The organism is Mesorhizobium sp. M0923, from assembly GCF_040319365.1.
Taxonomy (GTDB): domain Bacteria; phylum Pseudomonadota; class Alphaproteobacteria; order Rhizobiales; family Rhizobiaceae; genus Mesorhizobium.
Genome location: NZ_JAMYNW010000007.1, coordinates 194,945 through 214,266 on the forward strand (window position 1 = coordinate 194,945; position 19,322 = coordinate 214,266).

The following is a 19,322-nucleotide window of genomic DNA, read 5'->3' on the forward strand; positions in this document are numbered from 1 at the left end:
CCAAGGATGGCGTCTTTTAGCGACGTTCGACAGCAAATTAGCCGGTTCTCCAGAATCGCGCCACTGATGCGGCGTGTTGCCGAGCGGGCCACTCGGAACACTAGGCCACACTGGGTGACAAGCCTTGTCGGCCGCTGGAACGCGTTGTCGCTGGCCACGCAGTTCCTGCTCGCGGGTGGTCTATTCTCCCTGTCGGCCATGGTGGTGGTGGGGATTTCAGTCACGAGCCACATAGAAGCCGTGGTCACGCAGAATTCGGCATCCGCTACGGCTCTTTACGTGGACAGCGTTATCGCGCCGCTGCTTCCGGATATGCGCAAGAGCGAAGTCCTCGACGAGAGCGTCGCCCACGCGCTCGATGAAACGCTGGGACAAGGGGCACTCGGCACAAGGCTCGAATCCTTCAAGCTCTGGCGTCGCGACGGAACCATCCTGTATTCGACCGACAAGACATTGATCGGCAAGCGCTTTGAACCCAGCGGCAATCTCCGCGCGGCGTTTGCAGGCCAAATGGTTTCGGAGTTCGACAAGCTCGACGATCCGGACAGCGAGGCCGAAAGAGCCAGCGGCTTGCATCTCCTCGAGATCTACAACCCGGTGCTGCAGCCATGGTCGGGGGAAGTGGTGGCCGTTTCGGAATTCTACGAGGTCGCCACTGATTTCGAAAGAAACCTGCATCAGGCACTTATTCGAACCTGGCTGGACGTTGCCGCCGTCACAACGGCCTTCTTTCTCGGGCTGTCGGCAATCGTGTTCCGTGGCAGCCGCACGATCAGTTCGCAGAGCCGCTCGTTGAAGCAGCGCATTGCTGAACTCTCCGACCTGCTTGCTCAAAACAGACTGTTGAGGCTGAAGGTGCAGCGTGCCTCGCAGCGCGCCACCGCACTCAACGAACGCTATCTCAGGCGCATCGGTGCGGACTTGCACGATGGGCCGGCCCAACTGGTTGCTCTCGCGGCGCTGGGGATCGACAGCCCCCTCATTGCCGATCCCGCTACGCCGCAACCGAAGCGTGCACAGGAATTGCTGGCTGTGAAAGCACATCTGGACGATGCCATGCGCGAGATCAGGAGCATCAGCAAGGGCCTTGTCCTGCCGCATATCGAGCATGCCGAGTTGGCCGAAATTCTCGAGCTTGCCGTGCAAGCGCACGAAGAACGAACCGGAGCCAAAGTGGCGCTATCGATGACCGGCGGCCATGCGACGTTGTCGCCGGCGGCCAAGATCTGCATCTTCCGCTTCGTCCAGGAGGCGCTGAACAATGGATTTCGCCATGCCGGAGGTGAAGGTCAGTCGGTCGAGAAACATTTCGACGGCGAGCGCGTTTGTATCGAAGTGTCCGACGCCGGCCCTGGCTTTGACCCACAAATCGTGCGTCCCGAGAGGCTGGGGCTCGTTGGGCTGCGCGAGCGGGTGGAAAGCCTCGGGGGCCAGTTTACCGTGACTTCCTCACAAAGTGGCACGATCGTGAAAATGGCTCTCAACATCGTTGAAATGGGGCAGACATGACCGCAGCCATCAAGCTTGCCATCGTCGACGACCACCCTCTGTTCAGGGAAGGCGTTGTGCGCACGCTCGATCAGATCGGCGGATTCGAGATAGTCGGTGAAGGAAGCAGCAGAGATGACGCCCTGCGGATAATCGAAGACCAGCGGCCCGACATTCTGCTGATGGACATCTCGGTTCCCGGAGGTGGCCTTGGTGTGATCGGACCGGCCCTGGAGCGGCAGCCGGCATTGAAAATCGTGATGCTGACCGTTTCGGAAGAAAACCAGCACGTGATGACCGCGTTGCAGAGCGGGGCAAGGGGCTATGTTTTGAAGGGGGTCGGGTCGAGGACGTTGGCTGCGATCCTGCGCACGGTAGCGTCGGGCGAACGATATGTCTGTCCACAATTATCGGCGCGCCTGTTGGCCGATCTGTCGGCTCAATCAAAAGAGCCGGCGAAAGCTGACGGACTTGCCGAACTCACCAGCCGCGAAAGGGAGATCCTGACGCTGGTTGCCGCGGGACTGAGCAACAAGCGGATCGGGCTTCGGCTGAACCTGCATGAGAAAACGATAAAGCACCACATGACGCGAATCCTGGCCAAGCTCAACGTCAGCAACAGGACCGAAGCCGCAATGACGTTGCGCGACGCGACTGAGCGCCAGCATCCGCCTGTTCGCGATCATGCTTGAGCCAAAATTGCCGCACAGCGCAGCTATGTGAACTGGCCCTCAGTTGATCATTTCAAGCAATCTGTCCCGATCGGAACGCGTCGCCAGGCGCCGAATGATGGTGCGGCCCTTGGCATCCCGCATTTCATATTGGCCGCTGTCGATGCGTTCGCTGAGGCCGTTCGAATGCACCACGCCAATGCTCGGCCCACGCACCTCGACCCGGTCTCCTGTGGTCGCGTTGACAAAGAGTTTTGGCTTGCTGTCGGGGTTTACCAAAGGGGCGGGATCAGGGGGATTGTCGTCCTGCGACTTTGCTTTGCCCTTGCCGGCTCCAGCGTTCGAGTTTGAATTGCCGGAGTTTCCACCCGAATTGCCTGAATTCCCGTTCCCGTTCCCGTTTCCGCCATTGCCGTTGCCGTTCCCACCGTCTTTGGCACAGGCGGCCTGCAGGCCGAGCGTCGGCGACGGTCCGTCGAACATGACGCGATACGGGCCTACGACGAGAATGAAGGTCAACACGATTACGGAAATACGGACACGACGTCCTCGTGAAGATCTGGTCCTTCGTCTCCGGGTCGTCATCAATGAACTTGCCAGTCGCATGTCGTAAATCCCCTTAATCATACGGACCTGTCGTGCTGCCTCCTGTTCGACTTCGTGTCATGCTTAAAACAATGGTTTGTATCCGGGACGTCAAGACCCACCAGTCCCACGATGGTAACTGGTGGGTCTCGCTGGCGCAGGAAGGGACTATTTACTGCGCAAGTCTTTTGCCTTCCGTTGGTTGCGTCTCTCGGTGATAGCGCCGACTTCCCACCGTCAGCCAACAATAAATCCAATGGCCGCGATCCCGAAACACAGGCCAAACAACGGAAAAAGCAGCCAACGTGCCTGATGAATGCTCGGGTCCATAGCGGCCTCCTGTACCAGTCGGCATCGCAACGGGGTTCTTTGGAACTCAGTTCCTGAAACTCTCGCATTTCGGGCTTTTGCGATAGCAGCCTCGGACCAAAGTTTGGCCGTGCAGGTCCTTGGTCGACAGACTGAAGTCCCTATGCCAGGAGCAATGGACCCCGCCTTGCATTCGGCAACCTTTGTATCCGACTGGCAGCTGCGATCCACCGCTCCCTTTGAATGCTTTGCGTTCCTGGCACTATGGCAACAGCGACGTTGGTCCACTGCCATGTCGTTGAAACGTCACCAATACAGACCCATATCTAAGTTGCGTCGGATGTCTCCTCCCATTGCGTCCGGCGCGTTCCCCTCTGGAGGTTATAGACCTTCACGCTTGGCCGGACTTAACAGTCCGGCCTTTTTCTTTTGGTGATTTGTGCAGCAATCCGCCGGACAACTCGAATCTGCGAGGCGTCGGTAAAATCGATTTGCAAATGCATTCATGTGCTCATAACCTATCACCATGAGCACGATTTCCAAGGTTGCCACGCGAGCGGGCGTGTCGCGCACGACCGTGTCGCATGTCATCAACCATGCCGACCGGGTGTCGAAATCGCTGCGTGAACGCGTGCAAGCGGCGATCGACGAACTCGGCTACACGCCGAACCCGCAGGCGCAAAGTCTGCGCACCGGCCGCACCAACATCATCGCGATGCTGATCCCCGACATCCGCAACCCGTTCTACCCGGAGCTGGTGAAGACGGCGCAGTCGACGCTCGAAGTGGTCGGCCTCGACATGCTGATCTTCAACACCGACGTACCGGGCGGACATTCACAGGATCACGGCCGCGAGTATTTGCGCCAGATCGGGCGCAAGCGGGTCGACGGCGTCATCGTTGCCGACTTCGCGCTGCACGGCATGCACAGCGAGCTGCTCAACCTCGATCTGCCCGCCGTCTTCATCGGCAATCTCCCCAATCAAGCCGTCGACAGCGTCCAGCTGGACGATTTCGGCGGCGGCTATCTGATGGGCGAGTATCTGGCGAAGAGGGGCCATCGCCGCGTCGCCCATGTCACCGGGCCATCCTTTTTCAAGGAGGCGATGGCGCGTGCCGCGGGCTTCGAGAAAGGGCTTGCCGACAATGGCGTGCCAATCGCCGCCGATCTTCGGTTCGAGGGAAGCTATCTTGCCCCGTCAGGACGGGAGGCGGTCGCTTGGCTCCTGGACAAGCACGGCGGAAACCTGCCGTCGGCGATGTTCTTCGCCAATTATCTGATGGCCTCCGGTGCGCTGACTGAATTCTACGACCATGCGATTAATATCCCTCAGGATATCGCCATCGCGGTCTTCGATGACCTGCCTCAACTGGAATATGTCAGGCCGAAGCTGACCCGTGTCGGCAACAGCCCGACAATGCTCGCCAAGCGCGCCACGGAAATGCTGCTCGAGCGCCTGGGCGGCAAAGTCGAGGGCGCGCCGCGCACCGAAGTGATCCCATGCGCGTTGAGCCCATCCGACAGCGCATGACGCCAAATGCCGGCAGAGGGAACGGAGGTCCTTCGCCAACGTTCGACCGAACAACACCCAGGGAGGAAATGATGACTGACAAAACGACCCTCAACCGCCGTCGGCTGATCCAGGGCGGCGCCACTTTCGCCGCCGCCGGCCTTACAGGCTTCCCGTTCATCAATAGGATGGCCTTGCGCGCTCAGGAAGCGCCGCTGAAATTCTGGCAGTTCTATGCGCCGGGCGGAGACGTGAAGCCACAGGTCCAGTGGTTCGAAAAGCTGGTGGCCGACTGGAACGACGGCCACGACCAGAAGGTCGAGCTCGAATATGTCGTCAACAGCGAATACATCTCCGGCTCCAAGCTGGCGACGGCCTTCGCGTCGGGCGAGGGCCCCGACATCTTCCTCATCAGCCCCGGCGATTTCCTGCGTTATTACAATGGCGGCGTACTGGCCGACCTGACGCCGCATATCGAGGATGCCGCCAAAGCCGATTTCCCGGAAAGCGTCATCGCCAACCGCATGGTCGACGGCAAGATCTACGGCGTGCCGATGGAGGTCGAGCCGATGGCCTTCTATTATTCGGTCAAAGCGTTCGAGGAAGCAAAGCTCAACGAAAACGACGTGCCGAAGACCTGGGACGAGTTGTTGGCGGTTGCCAAGAAGCTGACGACGCCCAACCGTTATGGCGTGCTGTTCGAAACGACGCCTGGCTATTACCAGAACTTCACCTGGTATCCGTTTCTGTGGCAGGGCGGCGGCGAATTCCAGGGTAAGGACGGCAAGAGCGCCTTCGATTCGGCGGCCACGGTCCAGGCGCTTAAACTCTGGCAGGATGCTATCAATACCGGTGTGGCGCCGCGTCAGGTGGTCGGCGGCGGCTTCGACATCGTCGCCAATCTCGGGGCAGGGCTGTGCGCCATGCAGAACTGCGGCATCTGGGGCATTTCGGCGATGGACAACAACGCCAAGGACGTGCCCTACGGCATCTTCAAATTGCCGACACCTGCCAATGGCAAATATGTCACCGTCGGCGGTGGCTGGGCCTTCGTCGCCAATGCCGGGGGCAAGAACCCGGATGCTTCCGCCCAGTTCTGCGCCTGGGCGCTGGCATCGATGGATCAGGGATCGATCGACCGGGTCGTCAACTGGTGCACGGTGGCCAAAAGCGACATGCCGCCGCGCAACAGCGCACTGAAGGCCGGCGCCGATGTCTTCAGCACGGGTAAGTTCGGCACCTTCGCCAAGGAAATCCACCCGGGAACGCGTGCCGAACCGCGGGTTCCGCCTGAAGCCTACAAGATCATCTCGGATGCCATCCAGTCGGCACAGCTTGGCGGGGTCGATGCCCAGCAGGCCGCGACGGCAGCCAGTCAGCAACTCGACGCGTTCCTCGCTTCCTATTCCGGCGCGCCGATCCTTTAGGTCCCCTTCCAGCATGCACGCAGACGAGATGAAATCGCCGGCCGCGGGCGCCAAATCCGCTCGCTGCCTTACCGCCAAGCAAAGGGAACGCTACGCCGCATGGCTGTTCGTCCTGCCCGATGCGCTCGGACTGCTGGTGTTCGTCGGCGTGCCGATGCTGCTGTCGCTCGCCGTCGGGTTTTTCGAGGTCAACGGCTTCGGCGGCTATAGATTCGTCGGGCTCGGCAATTATCGGCGCATGTGGAGCGATCCGCTGTTCTGGTCGTCGGTGAAGGTGACCGTGGCCTATGCCGTCATGCTGGTGCCGGCGCTCTACGCCGCCGGGCTGGGGCTGGCGCTTCTGGTGCAGAAGACCAACCGCTTCAACGCGGTCATGCGCTCGATGTTCTTTGCGCCGCAGATGGTCAGCCTGGTCGTCGTGGCGCTCGTCTGGCAACTCATGCTGGTCGAGAAGGTCGGCATCGTCAGCCGGCTGGCGCCGCTCGTCGGCCTCAGCGGAATTTCGCTGCTCGGCGATCCAAATCTGGCGCTGTTCACGCTGGTGCTGGTCAGCGTCTGGTTCCTGATGGGCTTTTACATGCTGATCTTCCTCGGCGGGCTCCAGGACATCCCGGCAGAGTATTACGAGGCCGCAAAGATCGACGGCGCCGGGCCGGTGACAAGCTTCTGGTACATTACCTTGCCCTTGCTCAAACCGACCAGCTTCTTCGTCCTCCTGGTCTCGCTGGTCGCGGCTGTCGCCGGCGGCCAGGTCTTCGACCTGATCTATGTGATGACCAAGGGCGGGCCCGTCAATTCGACCTCGGTGCTGATCATCTACATCTACAAGCAGGCGTTCCAGTTCGGCGCCTTCGGCTATGCATCGGCAATGGCATCGCTGCTGGTGCTGGCGCTGATGCTGGTCACGGTGTTCTTCTTCCTGCTGACGCGCGGCGGACGTTTCGAGCATGACTGACAGCCGAACTCCTTCCACGCGTTCGCAGATACGACCGGCGAGGCTTGCCTGGATGCTGGCGACCGCGGCGCTTGGCCTGATGACGGTGTTCCCGCTTGTCTGGATGCTGGTCATCTCGCTCAAGCCGGCGAGCGACGTCTTCACGCCGAGCCTCATTCCGGAACAGCCGACGCTCGGCAATTTCCTCTATGTGCTGACCGAGGTGCCGTTCCTGCGCTACCTTTTCAACTCGTTCTTCGTGTCGGCGACGGTGACCGTCGCTGCGCTGTTCTTCCATTCGATGGCCGGCTATTCGCTCGCACGGCTGCGTTTTCCGGGCCGCGACATCCTGTTCCTCGCCATGTTCTCGACGTTCCTGGTGTCGCTACCGGTGATCATCGTGCCGCTGTTCATTTTGACGCGGACGCTGCACATGCTGGACAGCTATGCCGGGCTGATCATTCCGGCGATCTTCAACGCATTCGGCATCTTCCTGCTCAGGCAATACTACCTGTCGCTGCCGAGGGAGCTGGAAGAAGCGGCGATCATGGATGGCGCCAGCTATTGGCGCATCTATTGGAGCATCATCCTGCCGCTCAGCCGGCCGATCCTGTCGGCGTTGGCGATCCTGTTCTTTCTCGCCAACTGGAACGCTTTCCTGTGGCCGTTGACGATCACATCGGACCTCAACCTCTGGGTGGTGCAGGTTGCCATCGCAAACTTCAAGAGCCAGTACGCCGCCGCCTGGAATTATGTCATGGCCGCCTCGACCATCGTCGCCGTGCCGATGCTGGTCCTCTTCGTGATCTTCCAGCGCCAGATCATGGAATCCATCAAGACAAGCGGCCTGAAATAACCGCTGAAGCAAGAGGAGAAACACATGGATAATGCCGGCCTGTCGCCGCTTCGCGGGCTCGCCAAATTGCGCGATGCCAAAACCCGCCGGTTCTCAAGCTACGACCGCACCGGCGGCAATGACGACCGGCTGCATATTGAACCTGGCCAGACGCTGGTGATTGCCGAGCATTATGGTGCCGGCATCATCACGCATATCTGGGCGACGCTCGCCTGCAAGAGCGAGGACTTCCTGCGCAAGATCGTATTGCGCGCCTATTGGGATGGTGAAGAACATCCGAGCATCGAAACACCGATCGGCGATTTCTTCGGCATGGGCCATGCCCGCACCCGCAATTTTGCCAGCCTGCCGGTGCAGGCAAGTCCAGAGGATGGCAAGGCCTTCAACTGCTATTTTCCGATGCCGTTTGCCAGCCATATGCGCTTCACCGTCACCAATGAAGCTGAGGACGACCTGCTTTTCTATTACTATGTCGATCTCGAACTGCATGAGGAACTCGAGGAAGGCCTGGGCCGCTTCCACGCCCAATACAGGCAGCAGCGACCCGATGGCATCGACGAGACGGGGCTGGCCAACGAGCAGGTCCTGTTTGGCGGGGAAAATACCGACGGGAACGGCAACTACACCATCCTGGAGGCGGAGGGTCACGGCCACTATGTCGGCCTGCTCTATTCGGTCTATTCGCGGCGCCGTTCCCCTCTATGGGACTGGTATGGCGAGGGCGACGACATGATCTTCGTCGATGGCGAGCCGGGCATTTCCGTGCCGGATGCGGTGCGCAAGCCCGATCCGCGTATCGGCCCGAAGGCCGAACTGGTCGGCGATCGTGGCGAGACCAGCCCCGGCGCCAACGACGCATGGCCGCCGACGCTGCACGGCACCGGCACGGAAGATTATTTCAATACGGCATGGTGCCCGACACAGGACTACAGTGCGTCCTATCACGGCATCATCGCCGCCGGCGGGCCGAACTGGACCGAGCCGGTTACGCTCTATCGCTGGCACATAGAAGACCCGGTCATCTTTCACAAACGCATCCGGGTGACCATCGAGCACGGTCACGCCAATCGCCGCTCTGACGACATCTCGTCGGTCGCTTTCTGGTATCAGGCGGAACCGCACAAGCCGTTCGAAGAGCTTGCCGATGTCGAGAACCGCATCCCCACCTTTCGCGCGCCTTATCACAATTGGAACGCCGCCTTCGACGAGAAGAGGCGTTAGGCCGGGATGCGTTCGAGTTGAAGCGTGCATCCCGCGCTATCTGCGTCGGGGCGCGACCCTGCCGTAGCGCGCCGCCTCAGCTGCGAGGTGGAAGTTGCTGGACAGACCAGGTGTTGCCGTCGGGATCCTCAAAGAAGACAAATCTGCCCCAGGGAAAATCCTTGATATCGCTGACCACGATACCTTGAGCTGCCAGGTGCCGGTGTGCCTCATCAATATCGGGCACGACCAGTTGCAGGCCTCTTATGGATCCCGGGGGGCTGTCGACGAGGCCCTTGCCCATGGCAATCGAACAGGCCGAACCGGGCGGCGTCAATTGCACGAAACGTATCTCGTCGCTTACGGTGTGGTCGTGATCGAGATGAAAGCCGACCTTGCCGACATAAAAGGCGATTGCTCTATCGACATCCGATACGGGGACCGGGACCAGTTCCAGCTTCCAATCCATGACAGGCCTTTCGCAGCTTGATCGGCAAGTGGTGCCGAACACCGTGGACGACATCCCGCCATCTTCCCAATGCCATTGTCGGCGCGGGCCGCTCATTCAGTCAAGAGATGTCCGGCAAGAGATATCCGGTTCGGGCAACGTGAGGACTGGTCTCATTGCCGGCCTAGACGGCGAGGCGTTCGGAACCGATGAGCGCAAGCCCAGTTAGGGGGACAAAGACGCATTTCGGATCAGCAGAGACGGCTTTCATGATCGGAACGCAGATGGCCGGATACGACCATGGGAAGGTTGCGCGCGCCGTTGACGTTCGAAGAGCTGCGCGCCTCGAGACGGCGCTCACCGAAGCTGGCGAAGCTCGTCGGCAGCGAAGCCGAAGCGCCAAGAGCAGACCTGACGCAAAGAGGCTCTCCGACCTAAACCGGCTTCCATCGCTTTGCCAGGCTATTTTCACAGGACCACGAAACAATTGTCTCCGGTCGCCGTTTCGCCCGCAGAACCTTTCGAGGAGGCGACGATGAGCACAACCGGCTTGGACGTTTTTGACAAAACGCTGCAACTAACAAACATCTGGCTCGACGAGATCATGGCGGATCTTGGTCCAGATCGCCACGTCGCCTGGCACACATTGGGCGCCGTTCTGCGAACCCTGCGGGACAGGCTACAGATCGGACTGGCGGCCAAATTGGGAGCCGAACTGCCGCTGCTCGTGCGCGGCGCCTACTATGATCGCTATCGGCCCGCCGACATGCCCGACAAGACACGCTCGCTCGAGGAGTTCCTGCAACACATCGCCGATGAATTGAAATCGACCCGTCCTGTCGATCCCGAGGATGCAGTACGCTCGGTATTTCGCGTGCTTGCACGGCATATCGACCTTGGCCAGTCGGCAAAGGTGCGAGATGCGCTGCCAAAGGAAATCCAGGCGCTCTGGCCTGAAAGCGTAGGCGTCAAATAGCGGCGATCCTGCTCATGCGGACGTGCGACGGACCAACTGCCACGAAACGCTGAAAAGGGTAGGTATTGCGCCCGGTGTTGCCGAAATCAATGAGATCAGATGATCGGCAAAATGGTCGTAGTGGGCCGTTTCAGGACCGATCGTCGTCAATGCCGTATGACTGAATTCGCCCTCGTCGATATTGCCACACCCGATGACCGCTATGTCGCCCGGCACGGAGAGCCCGGCCTCCTCGAATGCGTGCAGGGCGGTCACGGCGGCAAGATCGGATTCGACGAAAAGCGCGGTCGGCCGGTCCATGCGGGCGGCCAGCGCCGTGACATTGGCAAACGCAGCCTTGCGCGCCTCTGCACCGCCGATCACAAGGTCATCTCGCAGCGGAAGGCCGCGTGCTTGCAGGAAGCTGTGATAGGCGGCGTGACGGCTTCCGTTCACCGCTTGGGGGTTTAGAAACCTGCCGACGGTGTCCAGGTCGTCACGAACGCCGCACGATGTGTTCCGCAAGGCGATGGGCCTCCTCGGCAATCGCCAATATTATGCCTGATTTGCGCGTGGAGGCGAAATCCAACCCGGCGAAGTAGATGCCTGGCAGGGCGGCCACGCCATCCTCGTGAACAGGCTGTCCTTCCGGGTCGAGCAGACCGGAAAGCCTCACCCAACTGAAATCGCCCTTGAATCCGGTGCACCACACCACGGTCGTGATGCCGGACTCGGCAGCATCAAGAGAACGGACAGCCGGATTCGGCAGCTGCGCTGCGACAGTCTCCGCTGGGTCGGGTTCCGAAACGGGGGCATCGATTCCGGAGCGGCTGATGTATTCGTCGATATAGCGTTTGACGTTGGCGGAGGCCTCATCCGCAAAACGAACATGCTCTTCGAGATCGTCGGCGAATGACAGACGGCCGTCATCTTCGACGCCTGCGAACCGCCCCAGCAGCACGACACCTTGGGCGCCGAGCCCTTGCAGGCTTATCGTGTGTTCTACCCCAAGCAGACCACGAGGTGGAATGCGCCCCGCAAGTCGAATGATCTCGTCTCGACGCACGTCGAGAAATCCGCTTTCGACGAGCCAGAGCATGATGTCGCGACCTCTGTAGTGCCGCGAGAGCCGCCCGACCCGGCTGGTGGCAAGGAAGACTGTTCGGCCTGCTTCCGCCAGTTCTTCCGCGATCTGGGCACCGGACTGGCCGCTTCCGACCACCAGCACCGCTCCAGCCGGGAGATCAGCGGCGCTGCGATAATCAGAAGCATCGATCTGGCGCAGGCCCGGCGGCAACGCAGCGGCCCAAACTGGGCGCACCGGACAATTCAAGTTGCCGCTGGCGATCACCACGTTGCGTGCCAAAAGTGTTCCGCGCGAGGTGATCAGCCGATAGCCGCCATTCTCGTGCCCGCCGGCGAGCTCGGTCACCACAGTGTCCGGTTCGACCGGCAATTCGTTTCGCCTGGCGAAATCCTCAAGCAGGGCGACGAACTGGTTGCGCGTCAGGGCACCGAACGGATCCGAACCGTCATAGCAGTCGCCGGGCATGACGGTCTGCACGTTGGGCGTATTCATCCGGAAGGAATCCCACCGCTGGGTGCGCCAGGTCTCTCCGATGCGGCCGCGCTCCAATACGGCATGGCGCAAGCCTTGCCGAGCCAGCGAATAGCTGACGCCCAGACCGGCCCAGCCGGCCCCGACTACTACTGCATCAAGGACGTTGGCATTATCCGTCATTTGCCGCGGATCCGGAGGCTAGCGCCGTTGCAGCGCTGTGAGGCGGCACTGGCGCCATCAGCGTAACGCCTCTGCCAACGGACAACCGCCAAACAGCGGCCGATGCTGCCCGAACCCATCCCCTCGATCTGCATGGTTTCGCCCCCGACGCGAGGGCACGATAACAGTTTTATCGGGTCACGGCACGATCAAATACTCATCCGAAACCGGCAATGGTTGCGGCTTAACCTGGAAAGATTGTGAAACCGCCATCGACACGGATTACCTGCCCGTTGATGAAGCGCGCGCGCGGACCGGCGAGGAAGGCCACCGCTTCGGCGATCTCTTCAGGCTCCGCATACCGGTTCAGCGATTTCTTGCTCGAATCCATGCGCTGCGGATCGACCACGCGACTCGCCTGGAACCGTGCCGTCTTGGTGGCGCCAGGGCTTACCGCATTGACGCGTACGCCATCGTCGATCAATTCCTTGGCGAGGCAGCGCGTATAATGGACGACGGCCGCCTTAAGCGTTGAGTAGACCACCTCGGGTGAGCAGCCGATATGCGCTGCCGCCGAGGCGATGTTGATCACCGAGCCCGAGCCCCGCTTGACCATCGGCGGAACGAACGCCTGGCAAACCAACATCGTGCCGATGAGATTGTTCTCGGTTAGAACCTTGATGTCGTCGTAGTCGATGTCGAGTGCGTTGTTGGGACTGGGCTTTACGCCCTTGGCGCCGATGTCGCCGCCGGCGCAGTTGACCAGAATGTGCACGTCGCCGAGGTCCGCCTCGATCTTCCTCTTCATTTCGGCGACAGCTTGCTTGTCGCCTATATTGCCGGTGACCGCGGTCACCCGTGTCCCATGCTTCTCCAAGCCCCGGGCAGAGTCGCCGAGGTCCGCGAATTCACCATATTGAGATGGCCGGGCCCAATCGAGGTCGTGGACCGCGACGTTTGCGCCAAGTTCGGCCAAGCGGTCGGCCATCACGCGGCCGAGGCCGCGTCCCGAGCCGGTGACGAAGGCGGTCAGGCCGCTGAGGTCTCGGGTGGTCATGCTGATCTCTCCATTGCAATGAAACCGAACTTCTTCATATTGGCGGCGCTGCGGCGGATCATGTCGAGCTCATACGAAACGAGCGCGCCGTCATTGTCGCGCTCCCATGGCGTGCGGTAGTCGGCGTCGTCCGCAAGACGGTTCGCGCGCGCAGCACTCAGGCAGGCCGCGAACTCGCGTGCGGTCTTCGGCGCATATCCGTTCCACCAGTCGTCCGTGAGACAGCGAACGTGACGGGCCTCCAGCGCGCCCGGTTCGAGCACCGCCGTCAGCGTGTCGTGGTGCTCGCCAAGGATGGCTGCCAGTTCGCCAAAAGGCACGGCGCCGTCGCCGATCGCGCAGCGGACCAGACGGTAGCCCTCATCCGTGAACTGCACGCGATAGTCCTTGAGGTGAACGTGGCGGACATAGGGTGCGATCCGCTGCGTGAAGGCAAGCGGCGCCTCGCCGACAGGAAAAGTGTTGCCGGTATCGTAGGTGATGCCGACGCCCGGTCCGCCGAGCTCGCAGAACGCGACCAGTTCGTCGCTGCCGAAGTCCTGATGGTTCTCGATGCCGAGTACCCGGCCCTCGGCCGCCGCACGCGGTCCCCAATCTGTCAACGCAGCGCGGATCGTCGTATTGAACTCACTCCATTTCCGGCCCCAGGCGTTGCGGTCGCCGCACAGGACAGGCGTCAGTGCGATACGGATCGTCGTCGCCTCGAGCAGGCGCGCAGCCCGAAATGCGTTGTCCAGCGGACCTGCCACCAGCAGCCCGCCGCTCACCACGGGGACAATATCGAGCGCACTCATACGCTTGCGCAGCGCGACGATTTCGGCATCCGGCAAGTCGGTCAACCAGGGTTCGTAGATCTCGAGCGTGCGTGCGCCCAGTTCCTGCGCCAGCGCGATGAAGCCTTCCAGTCCCACGCCGTCCGGATTGTGCCGCGGCGTGCCACGGCCCTGCAGTCCGAGATAGTAGGTCAGTCCGTAGGGGTTGAGGCCGAGACGAAGCATCAGCTTGGCGGTTCCAATGGAGGGCGGAGAGGGGTCACTAGCGCAGGCCGGCATCGACGGTGATGGACTGCTTCGTGATCATGCGGCTGTCATCCGCTGCCAGGAAGAGCACGGTCCGTGCAATCTCCTCGCCCAGGAGGACGCGACGGATCAATTGCCGCTGCACCGTCTGGTCGACTGCCTCCTGCGTCTTGAACCACAGCTCGCGCTGCCGCTCGGTCATGACGGCGCCGGGTTCGACTGCATTGACGCGGATGTTGTCGGGTCCGAACGACCGCGCCAACGCACGCGTCAGCGCCACCACAGCCCCTTTGGCGGTGGCGTAGGCCACCATCTGGTCCGCTCCGAAACGCCAGGCAATGGAGGAGAAGTTTATGATCGAGCCGAAGCCGAGTTCCTGCATATGCGGATGCACAGCTTGAGCGGCGAAGAAGTGATGCCGGAGATTGATGTCGAAGCTGCGGTCCCAATATTCGGCCGTCACTGCGTCGATGGGATGGCGCTGATCATTGGCAGCGTTATTCACCAGGACGGCGACCGGACCAAGCCGCGCGCGCACGCCTTCTACCGACGCCTTTAACGCATCGACGTCGGTCACGTCGCAATGGAGATATAAGGGAGCCCGCCCGGCGGCACCGCCGAGCTCGCGCAGCAACGCCTCCGCTGGTTCGTCCTGCACATCGAGAAAGGCTACCCGGGCGCCATTCGAGGCGAAGGCGCGGACCATATCGGCGCCGATGCCGGAGGCGCCGCCGGAGATCAGCACGACCCGATCGGCCAAGCTCGGATAGGTTGCGAATTGTACGGACATCAAATTACAGAAGCGCCTTGGTTGTTGGATCGAACAGGCAGGCGCGCGACATATCGATGCCCAGCGTTATCGTCTCGCCCATGACGGGAGCGTCGTCCGGCTCGAAGCGGCCGGTGATCTCCAGGTCACCCAGCCTGAGCACGGCAAGCGTCTCGGCCCCGGTCGGCTCGACCAGCTCGACGGGCGCCTGCATGGACGCCACAGCAGGTTTGCGCGACTTCAGGTCGGTCGTGAAACGGTAGATGTGTTCCGGCCGGATACCGAGCACGACGTCCTTTGGCGCACCGGCGGGCATCGGCGCAGCAAGGGCAAGGCTGGCGTCGCTGCCGTCAGCGGCGCGTACCGAGATGCTGGTCGAGCCGGTAAGCCGCGCCGGGATGAAATTCATCGCCGGCGATCCCATGAAACCGGCAACGAACATGTTTGTCGGCCGGTCGTAGATCCGCTTCGGCGTGTCGAACTGCTGTACCGAGCCCTGGTTCATCACCGCAATGCGGGATGCAAGCGTCATCGCCTCGACCTGATCGTGGGTGACATACACCGTGGTCTTGCCGACGCGATGGTGGAGCTTCTTGATTTCGGTACGCATGTCGACGCGCAGCTTGGCGTCGAGATTGGACAGGGGCTCGTCGAACAAAAACAGCTTCGGGTCGCGGACGAGGGCACGCCCCATCGCAACGCGCTGCCGCTGGCCGCCCGAGAGCTGGCCAGGCTTGCGTTTAAGCAGCTGTTCGATCTGCAGGAGTGCGGCAACGCGCTGGACAGCTTCCGCTTGCACCGCTTTGGGCACGCCGCGGCTTTCCATGCCGAAGGTGATGTTCTGGCGCACCGTCATCGTGGGATAGAGGGCGTATGACTGGAACACCATCGCAATGTCGCGGTCCTTGGGTTGCACCGAGTTCACCAGCCGGTCGCCGATCCAAATCTCTCCCGACGTGACGGTTTCCAGGCCGGCAATCATGGCGAGCAAGGTTGACTTGCCGCAACCCGACGGACCGACAAGCGCGACGAATTCTCCGGTCTTAGCCTCGAGATTGATGCCGGAAAGAATCTCGAGCGAGCCGTAGCTCTTGTGAAGGTTGCGGATCATCAACGCGGACATGGGCGACGCCTCATTTGATGGCGCCCTGCGTGAGGCCGCGCACGAAGTATTTGCCACCGAACAGATAGATCAGCAGCGGTGGCAACGCGCCGATCAGCACGGCTGCGCTCATCACATCGTAAGCACGTGCGGTCGTGCCGCCGGCCGTGAGCGCGACCAACGCCGCCGTAATCGGCTGCTGCTGGCCCGACGTGAAGACGACGCCGAACAGATACTCGTTCCAGATGCCGGTGAACTGCCAGATGACGGTGACAATCAGAATGGGCGGCGACAGGGGCAGGATGATCTTGCGGAAGATTCGCCAGAAGCCGGCGCCGTCAATGCGCGCCGCCTTGATAAGGTCGTCCGGTATGCTGACGTAGAAATTGCGGCAGAACAGGGTGGTGAACGAGATGCCCTGGACGACGTGGATCAACACCAGCCCATATGTGGAATTGGTCAGGCCGAGCTTGCCGAGCAGGAACGCCCACGGCATCAGCGAAATCTGGCCGGGCATGAATACGCCGAGCAGCATCAGATTGAAGGTCAGTTCGGAACCCCTGAAGCGCCATTTGGAGAGGATGTAGCCGTTCATGGCGCCGAGAATGGTCGAGATGATTGTGGCGGGGATCGTCATCGCCAGCGAGTTGAAGAAATTGCGCTTCATGCCCTCGCAGGTACCGCTGACACAGTAGGATCCCCAGGCCTGCGCCCACGCATCGAACCGGAAGCTGCGAGGTACGGAGATGAGGCCGTTGCGGGCAATCTCCGACTGCTCGCGCAATGAGTTGAAGATCACCACCAGCAACGGCACGAGATAGACCATCGCGAAAAGCGCCAGCACGGCATAGACAAGGAAGCGGCTCCAGAAATGCCGGCGCGTGGCTGCGGCAGCTTCCGGATCAAAGCCGGTCGGATTGGGGCGGGCCGGGTCAAAGCTGGCATTGGGGGCAATTTCAGCCATTGCGGCCCTCCGCCCGCCGGCGCCAGACGATCCACAACGAGTACGGCACCAGCACCACCGCGACTGCCGCGAGCATCATCATCGCCGCGGCGGCACCCTCGCCGATTTGCCCGCGCTGGAACATCAGGTCGTAGACATAGATGGCGGGGAAGGTGGTGGACACGCCTGGCCCACCCCGCGTCAACGCCGCCACCAGGTCGAAGGTCTTGATGGCGAATTGTATCTGAATGACCGCCACCGCCAGGAATATCGGGGCGATGGTGGGCAGGATGACCCTGCGATAGGTCCGGAAAACCGACGCGCCGTCGATTTGCGCGGCTTTGACGAGATCCGGATCGACCGACCGCAGACCGGCCAGGAAAAGTGCCATCGCGAAGCCGGACGACTGCCAGATACCGGTTATGATCACCGCATAGACCGCCGTGTTGCGGTTGGCCGTCAGGGCGAAGCTGAAGTCGGTCCAGCCAAGCCCGCGAACGAAGGCCTGGATACCGTCGACAGGGTTATAGAGCCAGCTCCACACCGTACCGGTGACGATGAAGGACACCGCCAACGGATAGAGGAAGATAGTGCGCCAAACCGCCTCGCCGCGGACGCGCTGGTCGATCGCGATCGCGAGCAGCAGGCCAACCGCCATCGAGCCAACGATATAGAAGCCGCTGAACAGGAAGAGATTCGTATAGGCGATGTTCCAGCGCCGGTTTGCCCAGAGCGAAGCGTAATTGTCGAGGCCGACGAACCCATAGGTCGGCAACAGCGACGAATTGGACAGCGAGATGTAGAGCGTCCAGAGCGTGAAGACGAAAACATAGACGAAGCTCGCCGCTATCGACGGCGCCAGCACCAGAATGGGCACCATCGTGCCGAGGCGCTCGCGCCACGGCCGGGTCGTGGCGGCTGCTCCTGGCACAATCAGGTCATGGGTGGACATCGGGCTGCTCCGGCGAGGTCTGGCCGGGCGCTTCGCCCCCGGCCATCATCGGCAGCTTCACTTCTGCGCTTCTGCCGCATCCGCCATGGCATTGGCCGCGTCCTGCGCACTCATATCCGGCGTCGACACAAACTCGGTGATGGTATCCATCATTGCGCCGCGGACTTTTTGCGGAACCGTCATGTTGTGCGCCATCGAACGGACGAGCGTGCCGGCGGCGATCGAGGCTTGCAGATCCTTTTGCGAGAGTTGCTGGCAGTGATTGAAGCCGTTCGAAAGATCGACGTCGAGGCGGGCCGGGATGGAGCCTTTGGTCTGATTGAAAATGGTCTGGAACTCGGGTGACAGGATGATGCTGGCAAGCAGCTTCTGTCCCTCGATGTAGTCCGGGTCCTTCTGCTTGAAGAACACGACCGAGTCTGAATTCAGGATGAAGCCGGGCTTGCCCCAATCGGTCGGCGCCTGGGCACAGACATAGTCGGCGCCCTCCTTGAAGCCGCCAGCCGTCAGCAGGCCGATCGTCCAGTCGCCCATGATGTGGAAGGCGGCCTCGCCGCGGCCGACCAGATGCGACATGGTATCCCAGTCGCGTCCGTTCATGCCGGGATCCATGTACTTCGAGGTCATGGTGCGGAACTGCTCGAAGGCCTTGACCATGCCGTCGCTGCGCATCGCCTCGACGTCGCCCTCGACGAAAGCCTTCTTGTACAGATCGAGGTTCTGACCGTACACGACAACTTCGAAAACGGTCGAGTCGGTCCAGTCGGCGGTCGAGTGCGAAATGCAGATCTTGCCGCTGGCCACGATCTTGTCGCAGGCGGCGTTGAATTCCGCCCATGTCTTCGGCATCTCGGTGACGCCCGCATCCTTCATGACCTTTGGCGATGCCCACAGCCAGTTGATGCGGTGGATGTTCATCGGCGCCGCCACCCAATTCCCCGTCGGCTTCATCACCGGCAGCAATTCGGGAGCGACGACCTTCTCCCAATTTTCCGCCTTCGCCAGGTCGTCGAGATTAGCTGTCATGCCCGTCTCGTTCCATTCGGCGATCTCGGGGCCTTTGAGCTGTACAGCGGGAGGTGCGTTGCCGGCGATCACATCGGCACGCAGTTTGGCCAATGTGTTGGCTGTATGGCCGGCGATGGAGGTCTGCTGCCAGGTGCCACCCTTGGCGGTAAACATCTCGCCGAGCTTGGCGATAGCCTGGGCGTCCGATCCGGTCGCCCATTGGTGCAAGAGGTTGGTCTTGGGCTCCGCGAGTGCTGCTCCGGTAAGCAAGGTGAAGGCGGTAGCGGCCGCAAAGGCCGTCCTCAGATATTTCATCGTTTCACTCCCATATGTGATGCACGGTTCGTATCGACCGCTTGTGGCCCGCGA

At 61.3% G+C, this 19,322-nt stretch carries 19 protein-coding genes; 8 read left to right on the plus strand and 11 right to left on the minus strand.

What is annotated here, in order from left to right; all coding sequences use genetic code 11:
* Positions 1-66: 66 nt before the first annotated feature.
* Entirely contained in the window at positions 67-1,509 is a 1,443-nt protein-coding gene (locus NKH89_RS14655) for a sensor histidine kinase (RefSeq protein WP_352494792.1), read from the plus strand.
* Positions 1,506-2,180, plus strand: a complete 675-nt coding sequence (locus NKH89_RS14660) for a LuxR C-terminal-related transcriptional regulator (RefSeq protein WP_352482007.1) — start codon at positions 1,506-1,508, stop codon at positions 2,178-2,180. The genes NKH89_RS14655 and NKH89_RS14660 overlap by 4 nt, the downstream gene beginning before the upstream one ends.
* A 39-nt stretch (positions 2,181-2,219) precedes the next feature.
* On the opposite strand, the gene NKH89_RS14665 is transcribed toward NKH89_RS14660, so the two are convergent.
* Positions 2,220-2,678: a hypothetical protein gene (locus tag NKH89_RS14665; protein ID WP_352494752.1), complete on the minus strand. Its 459-nt coding sequence runs from the start codon at positions 2,676-2,678 to the stop codon at positions 2,220-2,222.
* 901 nt (positions 2,679-3,579) lie between these two features.
* Between NKH89_RS14665 and NKH89_RS14670 the strand changes: the two genes are divergently transcribed.
* The 5 genes from NKH89_RS14670 to NKH89_RS14690 all read left to right on the plus strand — a co-directional run bounded on the left by NKH89_RS14670 (position 3,580) and on the right by NKH89_RS14690 (position 9,001).
* Positions 3,580-4,584 (plus strand): LacI family DNA-binding transcriptional regulator, encoded by a 1,005-nt coding sequence (locus NKH89_RS14670; protein ID WP_352494753.1) that lies wholly within the window; start codon positions 3,580-3,582, stop codon positions 4,582-4,584.
* Positions 4,585-4,655: 71 nt separating this feature from the next.
* Positions 4,656-5,990, plus strand: coding sequence for an ABC transporter substrate-binding protein (locus NKH89_RS14675; RefSeq protein ID WP_352494754.1), 1,335 nt, complete (start codon positions 4,656-4,658; stop codon positions 5,988-5,990).
* A gap of 28 nt (positions 5,991-6,018) precedes the next feature.
* Entirely contained in the window at positions 6,019-6,945 is a 927-nt protein-coding gene (locus NKH89_RS14680) for a carbohydrate ABC transporter permease (protein WP_352494755.1), read from the plus strand.
* A complete protein-coding gene (locus tag NKH89_RS14685; RefSeq protein ID WP_352909199.1) occupies positions 6,938-7,780 on the plus strand; it encodes a carbohydrate ABC transporter permease in 843 nt (280 codons plus the stop codon). Before NKH89_RS14680 ends, NKH89_RS14685 begins: the two co-directional genes overlap by 8 nt.
* 24 nt (positions 7,781-7,804) lie before the next feature.
* Entirely contained in the window at positions 7,805-9,001 is a 1,197-nt protein-coding gene (locus NKH89_RS14690; RefSeq protein ID WP_023720279.1) for a glycoside hydrolase family 172 protein, read from the plus strand.
* A 76-nt stretch (positions 9,002-9,077) separates the two neighbouring features.
* On the opposite strand, the gene NKH89_RS14695 is transcribed toward NKH89_RS14690, so the two are convergent.
* Positions 9,078-9,449, minus strand: a complete 372-nt coding sequence (locus tag NKH89_RS14695) for a VOC family protein (RefSeq protein WP_352494756.1) — start codon at positions 9,447-9,449, stop codon at positions 9,078-9,080.
* A 514-nt stretch (positions 9,450-9,963) separates the two neighbouring features.
* Between NKH89_RS14695 and NKH89_RS14700 the strand changes: the two genes are divergently transcribed.
* Positions 9,964-10,404, plus strand: a complete 441-nt coding sequence (locus NKH89_RS14700; RefSeq protein ID WP_023720283.1) for a DUF2267 domain-containing protein — start codon at positions 9,964-9,966, stop codon at positions 10,402-10,404.
* 12 nt (positions 10,405-10,416) lie between these two features.
* Here NKH89_RS14700 and NKH89_RS14705 read toward each other — a convergent pair whose 3' ends face one another.
* The 9 genes from NKH89_RS14705 to NKH89_RS14745 form a co-directional block, all read right to left on the minus strand.
* A complete protein-coding gene (locus tag NKH89_RS14705) occupies positions 10,417-10,908 on the minus strand; it encodes a substrate-binding domain-containing protein (protein WP_198030514.1) in 492 nt (163 codons plus the stop codon).
* On the minus strand, positions 10,880-12,124 hold the full coding sequence (locus NKH89_RS14710) for a flavin-containing monooxygenase (protein WP_352482017.1): 1,245 nt from the start codon (positions 12,122-12,124) through the stop codon (positions 10,880-10,882). Before NKH89_RS14710 ends, NKH89_RS14705 begins: the two co-directional genes overlap by 29 nt.
* A 223-nt stretch (positions 12,125-12,347) precedes the next feature.
* The gene (locus tag NKH89_RS14715; protein WP_023720285.1) at positions 12,348-13,160 is read right to left on the minus strand and encodes an SDR family NAD(P)-dependent oxidoreductase; all 813 of its coding nucleotides are present in this window, start codon (positions 13,158-13,160) and stop codon (positions 12,348-12,350) included.
* The gene (locus tag NKH89_RS14720; RefSeq protein ID WP_023720286.1) at positions 13,157-14,158 is read right to left on the minus strand and encodes a sugar phosphate isomerase/epimerase family protein; all 1,002 of its coding nucleotides are present in this window, start codon (positions 14,156-14,158) and stop codon (positions 13,157-13,159) included. The genes NKH89_RS14715 and NKH89_RS14720 overlap by 4 nt, the downstream gene beginning before the upstream one ends.
* A gap of 37 nt (positions 14,159-14,195) precedes the next feature.
* Positions 14,196-14,969, minus strand: a complete 774-nt coding sequence (locus NKH89_RS14725; protein WP_023720287.1) for an SDR family NAD(P)-dependent oxidoreductase — start codon at positions 14,967-14,969, stop codon at positions 14,196-14,198.
* Between the two features lie 4 nt (positions 14,970-14,973).
* The gene (locus tag NKH89_RS14730; RefSeq protein WP_023720288.1) at positions 14,974-16,071 is read right to left on the minus strand and encodes an ABC transporter ATP-binding protein; all 1,098 of its coding nucleotides are present in this window, start codon (positions 16,069-16,071) and stop codon (positions 14,974-14,976) included.
* A gap of 10 nt (positions 16,072-16,081) precedes the next feature.
* On the minus strand, positions 16,082-17,014 hold the full coding sequence (locus tag NKH89_RS14735; protein ID WP_352515696.1) for a carbohydrate ABC transporter permease: 933 nt from the start codon (positions 17,012-17,014) through the stop codon (positions 16,082-16,084).
* Positions 17,007-17,945, minus strand: coding sequence for a carbohydrate ABC transporter permease (locus NKH89_RS14740; protein WP_352909202.1), 939 nt, complete (start codon positions 17,943-17,945; stop codon positions 17,007-17,009). The genes NKH89_RS14735 and NKH89_RS14740 overlap by 8 nt, the downstream gene beginning before the upstream one ends.
* A 57-nt stretch (positions 17,946-18,002) precedes the next feature.
* Complete coding sequence (locus tag NKH89_RS14745) at positions 18,003-19,268, minus strand: ABC transporter substrate-binding protein (RefSeq protein WP_352909203.1); 1,266 nt, start codon at positions 19,266-19,268, stop codon at positions 18,003-18,005.
* Between the last annotated feature and the right edge of the window lie 54 nt (positions 19,269-19,322).